Source organism: Protaetiibacter sp. SSC-01, assembly GCF_014483895.1.
GTDB lineage: Bacteria > Actinomycetota > Actinomycetes > Actinomycetales > Microbacteriaceae > Homoserinibacter.
The window spans coordinates 523429-539843 of sequence record NZ_CP059987.1; the positions used below are offsets into that span (position 1 = coordinate 523429).

At 71.3% G+C, this 16415-nt stretch carries 19 protein-coding genes, 1 tRNA gene and 1 riboswitch; of the genes, 9 read left to right on the forward strand and 11 right to left on the reverse strand.

Annotated features, from left to right (window positions below; translation table 11 throughout):
* The first annotated feature begins 72 nt into the window (after positions 1-72).
* On the forward strand, positions 73-495 hold the full coding sequence (locus tag H4J02_RS02440) for a helix-turn-helix transcriptional regulator (RefSeq protein WP_187675545.1): 423 nt from the start codon (positions 73-75) through the stop codon (positions 493-495).
* 19 nt (positions 496-514) lie between these two features.
* A complete protein-coding gene (locus H4J02_RS02445) occupies positions 515-916 on the forward strand; it encodes a VOC family protein (protein ID WP_187675546.1) in 402 nt (133 codons plus the stop codon).
* Here the strand turns inward: H4J02_RS02445 and H4J02_RS02450 are convergent.
* From H4J02_RS02450 to H4J02_RS02460, 3 genes are read right to left on the reverse strand one after another with little or no spacing between them, the layout of a single operon-like run.
* Positions 903-1760 carry a putative protein N(5)-glutamine methyltransferase gene (locus H4J02_RS02450; protein ID WP_397420146.1) on the reverse strand — a complete coding sequence of 286 codons (858 nt, stop codon included), beginning with the start codon at positions 1758-1760 and terminating at the stop codon, positions 903-905. The two genes, H4J02_RS02445 and H4J02_RS02450, sit on opposite strands and share 14 nt — an antisense overlap.
* 44 nt (positions 1761-1804) lie before the next feature.
* Positions 1805-2179, reverse strand: a complete 375-nt coding sequence (locus H4J02_RS02455) for a multidrug efflux SMR transporter (protein ID WP_187675547.1) — start codon at positions 2177-2179, stop codon at positions 1805-1807.
* Between the two features lie 2 nt (positions 2180-2181).
* Positions 2182-2496, reverse strand: coding sequence for a multidrug efflux SMR transporter (locus tag H4J02_RS02460; RefSeq protein ID WP_187675548.1), 315 nt, complete (start codon positions 2494-2496; stop codon positions 2182-2184).
* A 9-nt stretch (positions 2497-2505) separates the two neighbouring features.
* Positions 2506-2572, reverse strand: a riboswitch (guanidine-III (ykkC-III) riboswitch).
* A gap of 84 nt (positions 2573-2656) precedes the next feature.
* Between H4J02_RS02460 and H4J02_RS02465 the strand changes: the two genes are divergently transcribed.
* Positions 2657-3202, forward strand: coding sequence for a ribonuclease H (locus H4J02_RS02465; protein WP_187675549.1), 546 nt, complete (start codon positions 2657-2659; stop codon positions 3200-3202).
* A 91-nt stretch (positions 3203-3293) separates the two neighbouring features.
* Complete coding sequence (locus H4J02_RS02470; protein ID WP_187675550.1) at positions 3294-3707, forward strand: nitroreductase/quinone reductase family protein; 414 nt, start codon at positions 3294-3296, stop codon at positions 3705-3707.
* A gap of 27 nt (positions 3708-3734) precedes the next feature.
* Here the strand turns inward: H4J02_RS02470 and H4J02_RS02475 are convergent.
* A tRNA-Lys gene (locus H4J02_RS02475) sits at positions 3735-3807 on the reverse strand.
* 56 nt (positions 3808-3863) lie between these two features.
* Between H4J02_RS02475 and H4J02_RS02480 the strand changes: the two genes are divergently transcribed.
* A complete protein-coding gene (locus H4J02_RS02480; RefSeq protein ID WP_187675551.1) occupies positions 3864-4496 on the forward strand; it encodes a DNA-directed RNA polymerase subunit beta in 633 nt (210 codons plus the stop codon).
* 515 nt (positions 4497-5011) lie between these two features.
* Here H4J02_RS02480 and pstB read toward each other — a convergent pair.
* The 7 genes from pstB to H4J02_RS02515 all read right to left on the reverse strand — a co-directional run bounded on the left by pstB (position 5012) and on the right by H4J02_RS02515 (position 13095).
* A complete protein-coding gene (gene pstB / locus H4J02_RS02485; RefSeq protein WP_187675552.1) occupies positions 5012-5791 on the reverse strand; it encodes a phosphate ABC transporter ATP-binding protein PstB in 780 nt (259 codons plus the stop codon).
* 45 nt (positions 5792-5836) lie between these two features.
* The gene (gene pstA, locus H4J02_RS02490; protein WP_187675553.1) at positions 5837-6931 is read right to left on the reverse strand and encodes a phosphate ABC transporter permease PstA; all 1095 of its coding nucleotides are present in this window, start codon (positions 6929-6931) and stop codon (positions 5837-5839) included.
* Positions 6931-7869, reverse strand: coding sequence for a phosphate ABC transporter permease subunit PstC (gene pstC / locus H4J02_RS02495; protein WP_187675554.1), 939 nt, complete (start codon positions 7867-7869; stop codon positions 6931-6933). The genes pstA and pstC overlap by 1 nt, the downstream gene beginning before the upstream one ends.
* Before the next feature lie 94 nt (positions 7870-7963).
* Complete coding sequence (pstS, locus tag H4J02_RS02500; RefSeq protein ID WP_187675555.1) at positions 7964-9055, reverse strand: phosphate ABC transporter substrate-binding protein PstS; 1092 nt, start codon at positions 9053-9055, stop codon at positions 7964-7966.
* Positions 9056-9176: 121 nt separating this feature from the next.
* Entirely contained in the window at positions 9177-10118 is a 942-nt protein-coding gene (locus H4J02_RS02505; RefSeq protein ID WP_187675556.1) for an NUDIX domain-containing protein, read from the reverse strand.
* Complete coding sequence (locus tag H4J02_RS02510; RefSeq protein ID WP_187675557.1) at positions 10115-12289, reverse strand: RNA degradosome polyphosphate kinase; 2175 nt, start codon at positions 12287-12289, stop codon at positions 10115-10117. The genes H4J02_RS02505 and H4J02_RS02510 overlap by 4 nt, the downstream gene beginning before the upstream one ends.
* A 104-nt stretch (positions 12290-12393) precedes the next feature.
* Complete coding sequence (locus H4J02_RS02515) at positions 12394-13095, reverse strand: response regulator transcription factor (protein WP_187675558.1); 702 nt, start codon at positions 13093-13095, stop codon at positions 12394-12396.
* Between the two features lie 69 nt (positions 13096-13164).
* Here H4J02_RS02515 and H4J02_RS02520 point away from each other — a divergent pair, with 69 nt between their 5' ends.
* The 4 genes from H4J02_RS02520 to H4J02_RS02535 all read left to right on the forward strand — a co-directional run bounded on the left by H4J02_RS02520 (position 13165) and on the right by H4J02_RS02535 (position 16415).
* Positions 13165-13437, forward strand: a complete 273-nt coding sequence (locus tag H4J02_RS02520) for a hypothetical protein (RefSeq protein ID WP_187675559.1) — start codon at positions 13165-13167, stop codon at positions 13435-13437.
* Positions 13438-13578: 141 nt separating this feature from the next.
* Entirely contained in the window at positions 13579-14211 is a 633-nt protein-coding gene (locus tag H4J02_RS02525) for an FABP family protein (protein WP_187675560.1), read from the forward strand.
* Positions 14208-15290 carry a folate-binding protein YgfZ gene (locus H4J02_RS02530; RefSeq protein WP_187675561.1) on the forward strand — a complete coding sequence of 361 codons (1083 nt, stop codon included), beginning with the start codon at positions 14208-14210 and terminating at the stop codon, positions 15288-15290. The genes H4J02_RS02525 and H4J02_RS02530 overlap by 4 nt, the downstream gene beginning before the upstream one ends.
* Positions 15291-15311: 21 nt before the next feature.
* A complete protein-coding gene (locus H4J02_RS02535; RefSeq protein WP_262406184.1) occupies positions 15312-16415 on the forward strand; it encodes an FUSC family protein in 1104 nt (367 codons plus the stop codon).

Here is a 16415-nt window from a genome sequence, read left to right on the forward strand (position 1 = left end):
TTAGTTCCCGAAGGAACGGGTGCAAACACGCGGAACGGGAACTATGGCGGGGAGAAGAGGCAGACTGGGCACATGGAGCGCGACGACCTCGTACGGCTGCGCAAGGCGCGCGACCGCATCGACCGCGAGTACGCCCAGCCGCTCGACGTGGAGGCGCTCGCCCGCACGGCCCTCATGTCATCCGGCCACTTCGCGCGCAGCTTCCGCGCCGCGTACGGCGAGACGCCCTACGGCTACCTCATGACGCGACGCATCGAGCGCGCGAAGGCGCTCCTGCGCCGCGGCGACCTCTCCGTGACCGAGGTGTGCGTCGAGGTGGGCTGCACCTCGCTCGGCTCGTTCAGCTCGAGCTTCACGAAGCTCGTCGGCATGTCGCCCTCCGCGTACCGCGCGGCCGCGCATCCGGATGCCGCCGAGTCAGCACTCGACGACCTCCCGTGCGTCGCGAAGAACGTCACGCGACCGGTCAGGATTCGAGAAGCGTCGGGAGCGTAGGCGGCCGTAGCGTGACGGCATGACGATCAAACTCCGCAACAGCTTCCTCTACGTCGACGACCCGGCCGCCGCGCTCGAGTTCTACCGCGACGTGCTCGGCTTCGAGGTGCTCATGGACGTCGACCAGGGCGGCGGCATGCGCTGGATCACGGTCGCGCACCCCGGCGCCGACGCCTCCATCGTGCTCACCCCCGTCACCGCGGGCGTCTCGGAGGAGGACGGCGCGACGCTCGCCGACCTGCTCGCGAAGGGCGTGCTCGCGGGCGTCGTGCTGCAGACCGACGACCTCGACGCCGACTTCGAGCGCATCGCGGCATCCGGCGCCGACATCATCCAGGAGCCCATGGACCAGCCGTGGGGCGCGCGCGACGCCGCATTCCGCGACCCTGCCGGCAACCAGCTCCGGATCAGCCAGGCCTGACGTGTGCGGTGTGTGCCTCCCCGGCGGGGGCTGGGCGCCACGTCCCGACGACGGCCGTGCCGTCCCGGTGCTCGTCTCGCACGACGCGCACGGCGAGGCCCTGCTCGTCGAGCAGTGACGCCGTGAGCGGCGCCTGGCGCTCGCTCGTCTCGATGACGACGCGGGCGCCGGGCGCGAGCCACTCACGGCATCCGGATGCGACGCGCGCCTGGACCGCGGTGCCGTCGGGTCCGCCGTCGAGGGCGATGCGGTGCTCGTGGTCGCGCGCCTCGGAGGGCATGAACGCGATCTCGTCGCTCGGCACGTAGGGCGCGTTGGCGACGACGAGGTCGACGCGGCCGCGCAGCTCGGGCGGCAGCGCGTCGTAGAGGTCGCCCGCGACCACGCGCTCGGGCGGGAGGTTCCTGCGGGCGACGGCCACGGCATCCGGGTCGATGTCGATGGCCCACACCTCGGCGTCGGGGCGTGCGGCGCGGATCGCGGCCGCGATCGCACCGACACCGCAGCACAGCTCGACCACGACCGCGTCGTCGGGCAGCCCGTCGAGTGCGAGGTCGACGAGCAGCTCGCTGCGCACGCGCGGCACGAAGACGCCCGGCGCGACGGCGATCCGCAGGCCCGCGAACTCGGCCCAGCCGAGCAGAGGCTCGAGCGGCTCGCCCGCGACGCGGCGCGCGACGAGCGCCTCGAGCTCGGCACCGGATGCGGCCTCCCGCAGCAGCGCGGCCTCGTCCTCCGCGAACACGCAGCCCGCGGCGCGCAGCCGCGCGACGAGCTCGGCGGTGCCGTGGGGGCCGGGGCCGACCGGGTCGAGGCCGAACGGGTAGGAGCCGGGCGCGATCACCGGGCAACCGTACCGCTGGCGGTGCGGCGGGTCAGCCCGCCCGGTCAGCCCGCCTGAGCCTCGCCCGCATCCGCATCCGCACCCACCGTCCGCCGCGCGGGCCGCGACGGCACGAGCTTCAGCCCGATCGCCGCGGCCACGATGACCCCGATGAACACCACCCTGAGCGCGGTCGCCGGCTCGTCGCCGACGAGCATCGCGTAGCCGACCGTGAGCGCCGCGCCGACGCCCGTCCACACCGCGTAGGCGGTGCCGATCGGGATGCGGCGGGCCGCCCAGCCGAGCCCCGCCATGCTCCCGACGAGGGCCACGGCGAACACGACGGTCGGGAGCGGCCGCGACAGCCCGTCGGAGTACCCGAGCGCTGTCGCCCACACGGCCTCGAGCACGGCGCTCGCGAGCAGCACGATCCACGGCATCCTCAGCTCACCGCCTTGAGGCCGACCACGGCGCCCACGAGAGCCGCGATGAGCAGCAGGCGCACGACATCCGCGCGCTCGGCGCCCGACACGATCGACCACAGCACCGTGAGGCTCGCCCCGATGCCCACCCACACGGCGTAGGCGGTGCCGGTCGGGATCTCGGCCATCGCGATCGCGAGGCCCACCATGCTGAGCGTCATCGCGACGACGAACACGATCGTCGGCAGCGGTTTCCGGAAACCCTTCGATGCCCCGAGCGCCGTCGCCCAGACGGCCTCGAGCATCCCGGATGCGATGAGCACGATCCACGACATGACGGTCTTCCCGAGTCAGTCTTGTCGTGGTGCGGGTACTGCTCCCTCGTCCGCGAGGCCGGATGCGGGCCTCCGACACCAGGGTAGCGAGCGTCGCCGGGCAGCGGCTGTGCACGCGTCGTCGTCGGCGCAGGTCGCCCGCTCCTGAGAGGATCGGGGGGTGAGCACCCCCGACCGCTACATCGTCGCCACCGACGGAGCCTGCAAGGGCAACCCCGGCCCGGCCGGGTGGGCCTGGGTCGGCGAGGACGGCGAGTGGGCCGCGGGGTCGCTGCCGAGCGGCACCAACAACATCGGCGAGCTGCTCGCGCTGCTGTATGCCATCCGCGACCACATCGACGTGCCCGAGCTCATCGTGCAGGCCGACTCGAAGTACGCGATCGACACCTACTCGTCGTGGATGGACGGACACAAGCGCCGCGGCTGGGTCACGAGCGCGAAGAAGCCCGTCGCCAACCGCGAGATCCTCGAGGACCTCATCGCCGTGCGCGACGCCCGCCGCGCCAAGGGGCTCCCGGATGTCGTGCTCGAGCACGTGCGCGGCCACGCCGGCCACCGGCTCAACTCGTGGGCCGACGAGCGCGCGGTGCGCGCATCCCGTCACGCCGCGAAGGGCACCGCGTCGGAGTGGTCGTCGCTCGGCGGCAAGCACGAGAAGCTCGACGTCTCGGTCGACCCGCCGCGCGGGTCTGGCGACCGGGTCTAGCGCCCAGCGCCGCATCCGCGCGCGTGACAGGGTGGTGAGCAGCCGCCCGGCGCTCTCGCCCGGCAGTGCTCGCTAGAGGAAGGTGTGCACGATGGACGACCGGATCGAGCGGGCTTTGGCCATCACGCCGGAGTCGTCGGCGTCGGCGCGAACGATCGACATCACGACGACGGGCGCGAAGAGCGGCCGCCCGCGGCGGATCGAGATCTGGTTCTACCGCGTCGACGGCGAGATCTACCTCACGACGACACCGGCTTCACGCGACTGGTACGCCAACTTGCGAGCGACCCCCGACTTCACCTTCCACCTCAAGAACGGCGTCAGGGCCGACCTCGCGGCGCGCGCTGAGCCCGTCCTCGAGCCCGAGGAGCGTCGCCGTGTCTTCGCCGCGATCATCGACGACCTGAACCAGCCGCGCCACAGCGACTACCTCGCCCAGCCCGTCGAGCCCCTCGACGCGTGGATGAGCGGCTCGCCGCTCGTGCGTGTGCACTTCGACGACTGAGCGCGCGTTCGAGGAATCCGGATGCGGTGGGCCCCGTGGGGCTCGAACCCACGACCTACGGATTAAAAGTCCGCTGCTCTACCGACTGAGCTAGAGGCCCGCGGCCCCCAGCGTAGCCGCCGAGCGCGCGGCTGCGCGCCGAGGGAGAATGGGGCGATGGCCGACGACTTCCACAAGCCGACGCTCTTCGGGGGGCGCGAGTTCGAGGCGTACGAGGGCGCAGCCCCCGACCCGGCCGTCAGCCGCCGCATCGCACACGACACGGCGCGAGCGCTCGTCGCGCGCGTACGAGACAGCGACGACCCCGAGGTGCTCGACCGCGTCGTGCGGCTCACCGACGAGCACGGGCTCGACGCGATCGCCGAGCTGTGGGCGCTGTCCGGCCCGCACACCCTGCCGGGAGCGCTGTGGCGCATCTACCTGCTGCGGGCGATGATCTCGAGCGACCCCGACGGCGTCGCCCTGCTGTTCCAGCGCGGCACCGAGGTGCTGCGCACGATCGACCCGGTCGTCGCCGGCGCCCCGACCCCCGCCGGGCCGGACGAGGTGCTGGAGCTGTCGAACCGCATCCTCCGCGGCGTCTTCGAGGGAGACCTCGCTCACGCGCTCGAGCGCGCGGCGGCGTTCTGCCGCGTCGAGGCGGCGGGAGCCGCATCCGTCGCCGACGACCAGGAGACACCCGCGCCCGAGCGCTCGACGACGCTCACGACGCGGGCCTCGCGGCTCACGACGATCGCCGACGACCTCGCGATCTGCGCCCGGATGGCGCACGACGGCTCGCTCGACTGACGCGGCCGGGCACGCCGCATCCGTTTCGCCGCATCCGTCCCGCTGCATCCGTTCCGCCGCTCGGCGGCCAGTCACCGTACCGTCCCCCGTATCCGCCTCACCGCGCCCGCACCCCGCATCCGCTGCAGGCTCCCCACCTCAGAAATGCAGGAGATCCGCGTCCGGATGCCGGTAGCTGCGGATGCCGTCGGTGTTCGCTGGGAGCATCTCCTGCATTTCTGAGGTCGCCGGGACGCATCCCGCACCTCGCGTAAACTGTAGGAGCCGGGCCGCAGTAACCCCGGGCTCCACTCTTAGCCGCTTCGAGCGGCCTCGCGCCGAGAGGCGTTCTGCGGCCCGGCACTCACATGTCCGGGCTCTGCGCGCCGCGGAAGCTGTTGTGCAGGAGTTCGGGTTCGCCGAATCGCCCCCACGGGCGCAAATCAACCTCGGGTGCTAGATATCAGCCGCCGAGCGGCGCTCGGATCCTGCACAACAGCAGAACTCCTGCACAACAGCATCCCTCCCTGCGCGGCTCACCCGAACTTGCCCGAGACGTAGTCCTCGGTGGCCTTCACCGACGGCATCGAGAAGATCTTCGTCGTGTCGTCGTACTCGATGAGCTTGCCCGGCTTGCCCGTGCCCTCGATGTTGAAGAACGCCGTGCGATCGGAGACGCGCGAGGCCTGCTGCATGTTGTGGGTCACGATGACGATCGTGTACTCCTTCTTGAGCTCCTCGATGAGGTCCTCGATCGCGAGCGTCGAGATGGGGTCGAGGGCCGAGCACGGCTCGTCCATGAGGATGATCTCGGGCGAGACGGCGATCGTGCGCGCGATGCACAGACGCTGCTGCTGACCTCCGGAGAGGCCCGAGCCGGGGCGGTCGAGGCGGTCCTTCACCTCGTTCCACAGGTTCGCGCCCCGCAGTGAGCGCTCGACGAGGTCGTCGGCATCCGTCTTCGAGATCTTGCGGTTGTTGAGCCGCACGCCCGCGAGCACGTTCTCGCGGATCGACATCGTCGGGAACGGGTTCGGCCGCTGGAACACCATGCCCACCTGCCGCCGCACGAGCACGGGGTCGACGCCCGGGCCGTAGAGGTTGTTGCCGTCGATGAGCACCTCGCCGTCGACGCGCGCGCCCGGGATGACCTCGTGCATGCGGTTGAGGGTGCGGATGAAGGTCGACTTTCCGCAGCCGGACGGGCCGATGAAGGCGGTCACCGTGCGCGGCTCGATCGTGAGCGTCACACCCTCTACGGCGCGGAAGGCGCCGTAGTAGACGTCGAGGTCGCGGACTTCGATGCGCTTGGACATGGGTTCCTTCGGGTGGGTCAGGTGGGTCAGGTGGGTCAGCGGGTATCAGCGCCCGAGCTTGGGCGAGAAGAAGTGGGAGACGAGGCGGGCGATCGCGTTGAGCAGCGCGACGATGAGGATGAGGGTGAGCGCCCCCGCCCACGCGCGCTCGATGTAGAACTGCGCGTCGGTGCCGGGGCTCACGTACTGCGTGTACACGAACACCGGCAGCGACATCATCCGCTCCGAGAACGGGTTGTAGTTCATGGATGCGGTGAAGCCGGCCACGATGAGCAGCGGCGCCGTCTCGCCGATGACGCGCGAGACCGAGAGCATGACGCCCGTCGTGATGCCCGCGAGCGAGGTCGGCAGCACGACCTTCACGATCGTGCGCCACTTGGGCACGCCGAGCGCGTAGGAGGCCTCCCGCAGCTCGTTCGGCACGAGGCGGATGATCTCCTCGCTCGAGCGCACGACGACCGGGATCATGAGGATCGACAGGGCGATCGACCCCGCGACACCCGACCGCACGCCGTCGCCGAACACGAGGGCGAAGAGCGCGTAGGTGGCGAGGCCCGCGACGATCGAGGGGATGCCGGTCATGACGTCGACGAAGAAGGTGACGCCGCGCGCGAGGCGGCCCGTGCCGTACTCGACGAGGTAGATGGCCGTCATGAGACCGACGGGGATCGAGATGACGGCCGCGAGCCCCGTGATGAGCAGAGTGCCGACGATCGCGTGCAGCGCACCGCCGCCTTCGCCGACGACGTTGCGCATCGACTGGGTGAGGAACGTGCCGTTGAACAGGGTCGGCAGCCCGTTCGTGACGACCGTGATGGTGAGCCACACGAGCGGGATGAGGGCCAGCACGAAGGCGCCCGTCACGAGCGAGGTCACGAGGCGGTCGGCGGCCTGCCGCGCACCCTCGACGAGCAGCGCGATCACCCAGTTGACGGCGACGAAGAGGGCGACGCCCACGACGATCGCGCCGATCCAGTTGAGCTCGCCGTCGGATGCCGCGGCCATGAGCAAGAACGCCCCGAGCGACACCGCGAGGGCCGCCGCGAGGATCGGCCACGGCATCCAGCGCGGCAGCTTGCCCGTCGTGTAGGCGTTCGCCAGCGCCCGGGGAGCGGCCGGGGTGCGGGTGTCGATCGCCATCAGTTCGCCCCCGAGAAGTCCTTGCGGCGCGCGACCGCCCAGCGTGCGACCGAATTCACCGCGAACGTGATGACGAACAGGATGAGGCCCGTCGCGATGAGCACGTTGACGTAGCCGCCGTGCGCCTCGGGGTAGTTGAGGGCGATGTTGGCGGGGATCGTGGTCGGGTTCTGCGGGCCGGTGAGCACGAAGCTGATGACGGCCGCGGGCGAGAGCACCATCGCGACGGCCATGGTCTCGCCGAGCGCGCGCCCGAGGCCCAGCATGACGGCCGAGATGATGCCGGGGCGGCCGAACGGCAGCACGGCTATCCGGATCATCTCCCAGCGCGTCGCACCGAGCGCGAGCGCCGCCTCCTCGTGGAGCTTCGGCGTCTGCAGGAACACCTCGCGGCAGAGCGCCGTGATGATCGGCAGGATCATGACCGCGAGCACGATCGCGACCGTCAGGATGGTGCGGCCGGTTCCCGAGACGGGCGGCGCGAAGAGGGGGAACCACCCCAGGTTGTCGACGAGCCACGCGTAGAAGGGCTGGATCGAGGGCGCGAGCACCCGGGCGCCCCACAGCCCGAAGACGACCGACGGCACGGCGGCGAGCAGGTCGATCGTGTAGCCGAGGCCCTGCGCGAGGCGGCGCGGCGCGTAGTGCGAGATGAAGAGCGAGATGCCGAGGGCGATGGGCACGGCGATGAGCAGCGCGAGGGCGGCTGCCCACACCGTTCCGAAGACGAGCGGCCCCACGTAGTGCCAGAAGCTGTCGGGGGAGCCCTTGATGTCGGCCGGGTCCATGACGAACGCCGGCAGCGACTGCGCCACGAGGAAGATCGCGACGCCGGCGAGCACGACCAGGATGAGGGCCCCCGCCGTGAGCGCACCGCCCGAGAACAGGCGGTCGCCGAGACGCTGCTTGGCGGTGATCCGTGCCGGTGCGGCGGTCATGCGGTCCTCGCGGGTCGGTTTCGGTTTCAGTGTGTCGGGCTGCGACGCCCCGTGCAATGCGCGGGGGTCGCAGCCCGACAGGGGGTGCTGATGCTTACTTGATGGAGGCGATCGCCTCGGCCACCTTCGCCGAGAGGTCGTCCGAGAGCGGAGCGGCGCCCGCCGACTCGGCGGCGACCTGCTGGCCCTCGGGGCTCGTGATGTAGCCGAGGTAGGCCTTCACGAACTCGCCCTTCGCGGCATCCGCGTACTCGGTGCACGCGATGCTGTACGAGACGAGCACGAGCGGGTAGTGGCTCGGGTCGGTCGTCTTGCGGTCGAGCGTGAACGCGAGGTCGTTCGCCTCGCGGCCCTCGACGAGCGGCGAGCCGGCGACGACCGCCGCGGCGGCCTCAGGGGTGTAGGCGACGAACTCGTCGCCGACCTTGATGCGGGCGGTCGACAGCTCGCCGGCACGGGATGCGTCGGCGTAGCCGATCGTGCCGCGGCCGTTCGCGACGGCGTCGACGACGCCCGAGGTGCCCTGCGCGCCCTCACCGCTCTGGAACGGGAAGGCGTCGGCCGGCTTCTCGGTCCACACCTCGGGGGCGACCTGGTTCAGGTAGTCCGCGAAGTTCTTCGTGGTGCCCGAGTCGTCGGAGCGGTGCACCGCGGTGATGGCGAGGTCGGGGAGCGTCGTGCCCTCGTTGAGCGCGGCGATCGCCGGGTCGTTCCAGTTCGTGATGTCGCCCGTGAAGATCTTCGCGAGCGTGGCGGCGTCGAGGTTGAGCTCGTCGACCCCCTCGACGTTGAAGATGACCGCGATGGGGGAGATGTAGGTCGGGATGTCGATGGCCGTCGCGTCGGCGGCGCACGCCGCGAAGGTCTCGGCGAGCTCGTCGTCCGAGAGCGCCGAGTCGGAGCCGGCCCAGTCGGAGCCGCCCGCGATGAACGTCTCACGGCCCGCACCAGAGCCGCTCGGCTCGTAGTTGATCGTGACGTCGGGGTTGGCGGTCTGGAAGGCCGCGATCCAGGCGTCCTGGGCCGAGGCCTGCGACGACGCACCGGCGCCGTTGAAGGTGCCGGAGAGCGTGCTGCCGTCGCCCTCGTCGCCGGATGCCGGGGCCTCGTTGGCGGCGCAGGAGCTGAGCGCGAGGGCGCCCACGAGCGCGAGAGCGGCGATGCCGCCGGTACGCGTGATCTTCACTGTGTTCCCTTCGGGAATGTCGGTCAGGTGCGAGGCTCTTGGCGGCCTCGCTGCCGACGCTAGGAAGCGACGGTGACCACGTTCCCCGGGCACGGTGAACGGAAGGTGAACTGCAACCGAACTACGCGGTGGGGCTGTGCACCTCGACGGCGACGATGCCCGACTCGGGGTGGTCGATGGGTACGTGCAGCACGGCGTACTCGCCCGTGGCGAGGGCGGCGGCGCGCTGCAGCTTCGATGTGCCGTCCGTGCGCGTCTCCTCCATCACGGCGGAGATGATCTGCGGCAGCACGGGCCCGTGGCTGCACAGCACGACAGTGTCGCCCTTCGCGAGCAGCTCCGCGACCGCCTTGCGCACGGCCTTGCCGTCCGAGCGGTAGGCGTCCTGGCTGATCGTGTGGTCCTCCTCGACCGCGAGACCCGTCACGCGCGCCGTCGGCGCGATCGTGCGCAGGCAGCGCTCGGCGGTCGAGCTCACGAGCGAGCGCGGGCGGTACGCCGCGATGCCGTGCGAGACGCTCAGCGACTGGTTGATGCCGCGCTGCATGAGCGGGCGCGTCGCATCCGGGCCATCCCAGTCCTCGCCCGGCACGGCCTTGCCGTGGCGCAGCGCGATGATCGCGAAGGTGCGCGCACGGCCCTGCGCGTAGAGCTCGGCGAAGCGGTCGACGATGTCGACGTCGTGCGGATAGCTGAGCACCTTGCGGGCCTTCTTCAGCCCCACCCAGCGCAGCTGCTCGATCTCGTCGTTCGACACGAAGGTCGAGTTGGCGCGCGCCTCATCGCTCACCTCGCCGGCCCAGTAGTACACCTGCTTGTCGCGCCCGCCGGGCAGCTGGTACTCGACGACGCCGAGCGGCGCGCCGAGCGCGATGATGAGGCCGGTCTCCTCGGCGATCTCGCGCACGGCCGTCTCGGGCAGCGTCTCGCCCGGGTCGACCTTGCCCTTGGGGAGCGACACGTCCTTGTGCTGCGTGCGGTGCACGAGCAGGATCTTCGGCTTGCCTTTCTTCGAGACGCGCCAGCAGACGGCCCCGGCGGCGAGCACGGGCGACGGGCTCATCGGGTCCCTTTCGATCGGCGGCGGCTCGAGATGCGGCGCCACGTCTCGTCCTGCAGGTCGACGAGCGGGCGGCCGTCGGCGTCGCGGTTGTGCCGCTCCCACACGCCGTCGGGCTGCAGGTGCCACGCCGAGGTGCCCTCGTCGAGCGCGAGGTCGAACAGCGCGCTCGTCTCGGCGATGTGCGCGGGGTCGTCGAGCCGCACGAGAGCCTCGACGCGGCGGTCGAGGTTGCGGTGCATCATGTCGGCGCTGCCGATGTAGACCTGCGGGTCGCCGTCGTTCTCGAAGCAGAAGATGCGCGAGTGCTCGAGGTAGCGCCCGAGCACCGAGCGCACCCGGATGTTCTCCGACAGCCCCGGCACGCCGGGCCGCAGCGAGCAGATGCCCCGCACCCACACATCCACGGGCACGCCCGCCTGGCTCGCGCGGTAGAGGCCGTCGATGATGGCCTCGTCGACCATCGAGTTGACCTTGATGCGGATGCCGGACGGCTTGCCCTCGAGCGCGTTGTGCGCCTCGTGCTCGATGTGCTTGAGCAGCCCCTTGCGCAGATACCGCGGCGCGACGAGCAGCCGCTTGAACTTCTTCTCGATCGCGTAACCCGAGAGCTCGTTGAAGAGGCGCGTGAGGTCCTTGCCGATCGTGTCGTCATCCGTCAGCAGGCCGAGGTCCTCGTAGACGCGGCTCGTCTTGGGGTTGTAGTTGCCCGTGCCGATGTGGCTGTAGTGCTTGAGCGTGCCGCCCTCCTGGCGCACCACGAGCGCGAGCTTGCAGTGCGTCTTGAGGCCCACGAGCCCGTAGACGACGTGCACGCCCGCGCGCTCGAGCTTGCGCGCCCACGAGATGTTCGCCTGCTCGTCGAAGCGCGCCTTGATCTCGACGAGCGCGAGCACCGCCTTGCCCGCCTCGGCCGCGTCGATGAGCGCCTCGACGATGGGGCTGTCACCGCTCGTGCGGTAGAGGGTCTGCTTGATGGCGAGCACGTTCGGGTCGGCCGCCGCCTGCTCGAGGAACGCCTGCACGCTCGTCGCGAACGACTCGTAGGGGTGGTGCAGCAGGATGTCGCCCTTGCTGATCGACGCGAAGATGTCGGGCTTGTCGGTCGGCTCGGCGGGCTGCAGCGAGACGGATGTCGTGGGCACCCGCCGCGGGAACCGCAGGTCGGGCCGGTCGATGCCCGAGAGCCCGAAGAGGCCGCCGAGGTCGAGCGGCGACGGCAGGCGGTAGACCTCGCGGTCGGTGATGCGCAGCTCCTGCATGAGCAGGTCGAGCGTGACCTCGTCCATGTCGTCGGAGATCTCGAGGCGGATGGGCGAGCCGAAGCGGCGACGCAGCAGCTCCTTCTCGAGCGCCTGCAGGAGGTTCTCGGTCTCGTCCTCCTCGATCACGACATCCTCGTTGCGCGTCACGCGGAACTCGTGGTGCTCGAGCACCTCCATGCCCGGGAAGAGCTCGTCGAGGTGGTTCGCGATGAGGTCCTCGAGGGCCAGGTAGCGGTGGGTGCCGCTCTGCTCGGGGAGCTTCACGAAGCGCGGCAGGTTCGTCGGCACCTTGAGGCGCGCGAACTCGACGCGGTCGGTCTTCGGGTTGCGCACGCGGATCGCGAGGTTGAGCGAGAGGCCTGAGATGTAGGGGAACGGATGCGCGGGGTCGACGGCGAGCGGCATGAGCACGGGGAAGATCTGGTTCTGGAAGATCTCGTGCACGCGCTCGCGGTCGGTCTCGTCGAGGTCGCCCCACTTCTCGATGTGGATACCGGCCTCGTCGAGGGAGGGCTTCACGAGGTCGTGGAAGGCGCGCGCGTGACGCTCCTGCAGCTCGTGGGCGCGCTCGGAGATGTCGGAGAGCACGTCGAGCGGGGCGCGGCCGACGTTGGTCGGCACGGCGAGCCCGGTGTCGATGCGGCGCTTGAGGCCCGCGACGCGCACCATGAAGAACTCGTCGAGGTTCGAGGCGAAGATCGCGAGGAAGTTCGAACGCTCGAGCAGCGGCAGCGTCGGGTCCTCGGCGAGCTCGAGCACGCGCTGGTTGAACGCGAGCCAGCTCAGCTCGCGGTCGAGGAAGCGGTCGGGGGGAAGGGTGCCGTCGTCGTCGGGCGCCGGATCCGCGTCGTAGTCGTCGAGCAGATCCGCGGCCAGCGTGGCGTCGCCCAGCGGGCTGTTCGTCTCCATCGCCCCATCCTGCCAGGAACGCGGTGAACGGCGGATGCCGCAACATCCGCTGACCGGTCGGTTTCTGGCCTCAAACGCGCGGGATGAGGCCGAGAACCGACCACTCAGCGGATGCTGGGCTCGCTCGAGGAGGGGGCGGGCACCTGGTCGTCCTCGTACACGTTGAAGCGGTAGCCGACGTTGCGCACCGTGCCGATGAGCGAGTCGAGCTCGCCGAGCTTCGCGCGCAGGCGCCGCACGTGCACGTCGACCGTGCGGGTGCCGCCGAAGTAGTCGTAGCCCCACACCTCGGAGAGCAACTGCTCGCGCGTGAAGACGCGCGAGGGGTGGGTCGCGAGGAAGCGCAGCAGCTCGAACTCCTTGAAGGTCAGGTCGAGCGGACGCCCGTGCACCTTCGCCGAGTAGCTCGCCTCGTCGATGACGACGCCCGAGGCCTGGATCTTCGAGACCGAGTTGTCCTTGGCGAGACGGTCGATGACGAGACGGATGCGCGCATCCACCTCCGCGGGACCGGCGGTGGACAGGATGACCTCGTCGACCCCCCAGTCGGCCGAGACGGCGGTGAGACCGCCCTCCGTGAGGGCGAGCACGAGCGGCACGCCGAGGCCCGTCGTGCGCAGGATCTTGCAGAGCGACTTCGCGCTCGCGAGGTCCTGCCGGGCGTCGACGAAGATGAGGTCTGCTGTGGGCGCGTTGACGAGCGCGGCCGGCTCCGCGGGGATGACGCGCACGCGGTGGCTGAGCAGTCCCAGCGCCGGCAGCACATCCGTGTCGGCGGCGGAGCTCAGGATCAGCAGCTGCGCCACGCAGTTCCTTTCGGGGCGGTCTCGGGTCTCGTCGCTAGGCGACAGTGTACGCAGCCCTAGGCTGGGTGGGTGGCCCTCTCGTTGCGCAGCGTCATACCGGTGTGGGTCGCCGCGGCTCTCGGCGCCGCGGCGGTGCTCCTCATCGCGCCCTCGTCGGCACTCGTGTGGGTGCCTGTCGTCATGGCGGCCCTCGTGCTGCTGACCTTCGCGATCCAGCTCTCGCTCGCCCGCAAGGAGGGTCTCGTCGAGCGGATGGTCGCGAGCCTGAGCGGTGCGCTCGGCATCCTCGTCGTCGCGACGCTCATCGCGTGGCTCGTGGGCGGCGCGACCGTCGGCGGCTGAGCCGCGACACCACTAGACTCGTCAGCATGATGCTGGCGCTCGAGCTCTTCTTCATCGGTCTGCTCGGCCTCGCGACGCTGTCCATCGGCGCCGTCTCCGTCGTGGTGCTCTACAACCTCTTCCGCGGCCAGCGCTGAGGCTGTGTTCGAGCTCGACGTCGACCTTCCGGCCGAACTCGTCCCCCTCTCCTGGCTGATCGGAGTCTGGGAGGGCAGCGGGGTCATGGCCTACAAGGTGGGCGACGAGGTGCGCGAGCACGAGTTCGGCCAGCGCATCGCCTTCAGCCACGACGGCACGCCCCACCTGCAGTACTCGGCCACCGCGTGGCTGCTGCCGGATGAGGACGGCGATGCGTCCGACGACGACGAGGCGCCGCATCCGCGTCAGCTCTTCTCCGAGATCGGCTACTGGCGCCTCTCGCGTCCGCTCGGCTCGGGCGACGACGGCCCCGGCATGCTGCCGCGCACCGGCGAGCCCGTCTTCCAGACCGCCGACGCCGTCGAGACGCTGCGCAATGCGCGCGGCGCGTTCGACATCGAGGTGCTGCTCGTGCAGCCGGGCGGCGTGAGCGAGCTCTACCTCGGCGAGATCAACGGCCCCCGCATCGACCTCGCGACGGATGCCGTGCTCCGCTCCGCCACGGCGAAGGAGTACTCGGCGGCGACGCGCCTCTACGGCCTCGTCGAGGAGCACCTGCTGTGGGCGTGGGACATCGCGGCGCTCGGTCAGGACCTCCGCACCCACGCATCCGGACGTCTGGCGCGCGTCGAATGACCTCCCCATTCGCCTCGCGACCCGGCGCCGTCGGCGACCCGCCGGAGCACTACGGCGACCCGATCGGCGAGCAGCGCCCGCTCGCGGCGGGGCGCGCGATCGTCGACCTCTCCGACCGCGAGGTCGTCTCCCTCGACGGCCCCGACCGGCTCAAGCTCCTCGACTCGCTCACCTCGCAGTCGCTCCTGGGCCTCGCGCCCGGCGGCTCGGCCGAGACGCTCCTGCTCGACCCGAGCGGCCGCATCGAGTACGCCGCGCGCGTGCTCGACGACGGCGAGACGACGTGGCTGCTCATGGACGCAGGCACGGGCGCGGGCTTCGCGACCTTCCTCGACCGGATGCGGTTCATGCTGCAGGTGAAGGTCGCGGATCGCACGGCCGAGTTCGCGACGATCGGCACCTTCGGCGCGGCCCCCGCCGCCACGGCCGCGCCGAACGGCGTGCCGCTCGTGTGGGTCGACCCGTGGGCGTCGGTGCAGGCCGGCGGGTTCCAGTACGCCACGGGCGCGCACCCGTCGGAGGGCTGGACGTATCGCGAGGCGCTCGTGGAGCGTGCGCGTCTCGGGGAGCTCGCCGAGCTGCCCGCCGCGGGCACGCTCGCCCTCGAGGCCCTGCGCATCGCCGCGTGGCGCCCGCGCGCCGCGACCGAGCTCGACGCCACCTCGATCCCGCACGAGCTCGACTGGCTGCGGTCGGCCGTGCACCTCGCGAAGGGCTGCTACCGCGGGCAGGAGACGGTCGCCAAGGTGCACAACCTCGGCCACCCGCCGCGCCGTCTCGTCATGCTGCACCTCGACGGAACCGACGCGGTGCTGCCGCCCGCGGGCTCCGAGGTGCGGATCGGGCGTCCGGATGCCGAGGGCGCCGTCGTGGGACGCGTCACGGCATCCGCGTGGCACCACGAGCTCGGCCCCGTCGCGCTCGCGATCGTCAAGCGCTCGGCCGACCCGGCATCCGAGCTCACGGTCGTCGCGGACGAGGTGCTCGTGCCCGCCGCGCAGCAGCTCATCGTGCCGCCCGACGCGGGCGCCACGGCCGACGTGCCCCGCATCCCGCGTCTCGGCGCGGTCCGGCGCTGAGTGGCCGCGCCGGGGGAGGATGTGAGCGCTGAGCTCCGCCGCCTCGAGCGCCGAGTGCGCCGGCAGGCCGACCTGCGGATGGCGTGGCGACGCGTGTGGGAGTCGCTGCCCGCGATCGTGCAGATCCTCGCGGCCGTCGCCGCCGCGTACGCGATCGCGCACTGGGGGCTCGGGCACGCGGTGCCGCTGCTCGCCATCACGGTGACGATCAACTCGCTCGGATTCGCGCGCGACGCCCGGCCCGTGCGGGTCGCCGAGACGGTGCTCGGCATCCTGCTCGGCATCGCGCTCGGCGACGCGCTCGCGCTGCTCGTCGGCCGGGGGCTAGGGCAGCTCGTGCTCGTGCTCGCCGTCGTGTTCGTCGTGGGGCGCGCGGTGGCGGCGAACCCGGCGTTCGCGGTCGCGGCGGCGGTTCCGTCGGCGCTCGTCGTGATGCTGCCGGATGCCGCGGCCGGGCCGTTCTCGCGCTCGCTCGACGGGCTCGTGGGCGGCGTCGTGGCGCTGCTCGCGACGGCGCTCATCCCGCGGAACCCGCGGGGTGCGGCGGCGCGCGACGGACGCACCCTCCACTCCGTGCTCGAGGAGTCGATCGGCTCGATCTCCGACGCCTTCGCGCACGCTGACCCCGCCGCGGCCGACCTCGCCCTCACGCGCCTGCGCCGCACGCAGCCGCTCATCGACGCGTGGGGCGCATCCCTCGACTCGGCGATCTCGATCGCGCGCATCTCGCCGTGGGTGCGCCGTCATCTGCCCGAGCTGCGCCGCGACACGCGTCGGCTCCGGGGAGCCGACCTCGCCGCCCGCCACCTGCGCACGATCGCGCGGCGCACCGACTTCCTCGTGCGCGACGGGCGTGCGCGCCCCGAGCTCGCGGGGCTCGTCGCGCAGCTCGCCGCCGGCATCCGGCTGCTCGGCGCCGTGCAGGATTCCCCCGAGCGGGCGCCCGAGGCCCGGGCCGAGTTCGCGGCCCTCGCGGCCCGTCTCGACCCCGCCGAGGTCACGCCGGGCGCACCCATCACGGATGCCGCGATCGTGCTCCTGCTGCGCCCGCTCGTCGTCGACCTGCTCGACGCGTCCGGGCTCGACCCCGACGAGGCGCGCACTCTGCTGCCGCCCGTGGCGTGA

Coding starts and splice junctions, on each gene's coding strand:
- H4J02_RS02440 (WP_187675545.1), top strand. CDS start 73: ATGGAGCGCGACGACCTCGTACGGCTGCGCAAGGCGCGCGACCGCATC.
- H4J02_RS02445 (WP_187675546.1), top strand. CDS start 515: ATGACGATCAAACTCCGCAACAGCTTCCTCTACGTCGACGACCCGGCC.
- H4J02_RS02455 (WP_187675547.1), bottom strand. CDS start 2,179: ATGCCGTGGATCGTGCTGCTCGCGAGCGCCGTGCTCGAGGCCGTGTGG.
- H4J02_RS02460 (WP_187675548.1), bottom strand. CDS start 2,496: ATGTCGTGGATCGTGCTCATCGCATCCGGGATGCTCGAGGCCGTCTGG.
- H4J02_RS02470 (WP_187675550.1), top strand. CDS start 3,294: ATGGACGACCGGATCGAGCGGGCTTTGGCCATCACGCCGGAGTCGTCG.
- H4J02_RS02480 (WP_187675551.1), top strand. CDS start 3,864: ATGGCCGACGACTTCCACAAGCCGACGCTCTTCGGGGGGCGCGAGTTC.
- pstB (WP_187675552.1), bottom strand. CDS start 5,791: ATGTCCAAGCGCATCGAAGTCCGCGACCTCGACGTCTACTACGGCGCC.
- pstA (WP_187675553.1), bottom strand. CDS start 6,931: ATGGCGATCGACACCCGCACCCCGGCCGCTCCCCGGGCGCTGGCGAAC.
- pstC (WP_187675554.1), bottom strand. CDS start 7,869: ATGACCGCCGCACCGGCACGGATCACCGCCAAGCAGCGTCTCGGCGAC.
- H4J02_RS02505 (WP_187675556.1), bottom strand. CDS start 10,118: ATGAGCCCGTCGCCCGTGCTCGCCGCCGGGGCCGTCTGCTGGCGCGTC.
- H4J02_RS02510 (WP_187675557.1), bottom strand. CDS start 12,289: ATGGAGACGAACAGCCCGCTGGGCGACGCCACGCTGGCCGCGGATCTG.
- H4J02_RS02530 (WP_187675561.1), top strand. CDS start 14,208: ATGACCTCCCCATTCGCCTCGCGACCCGGCGCCGTCGGCGACCCGCCG.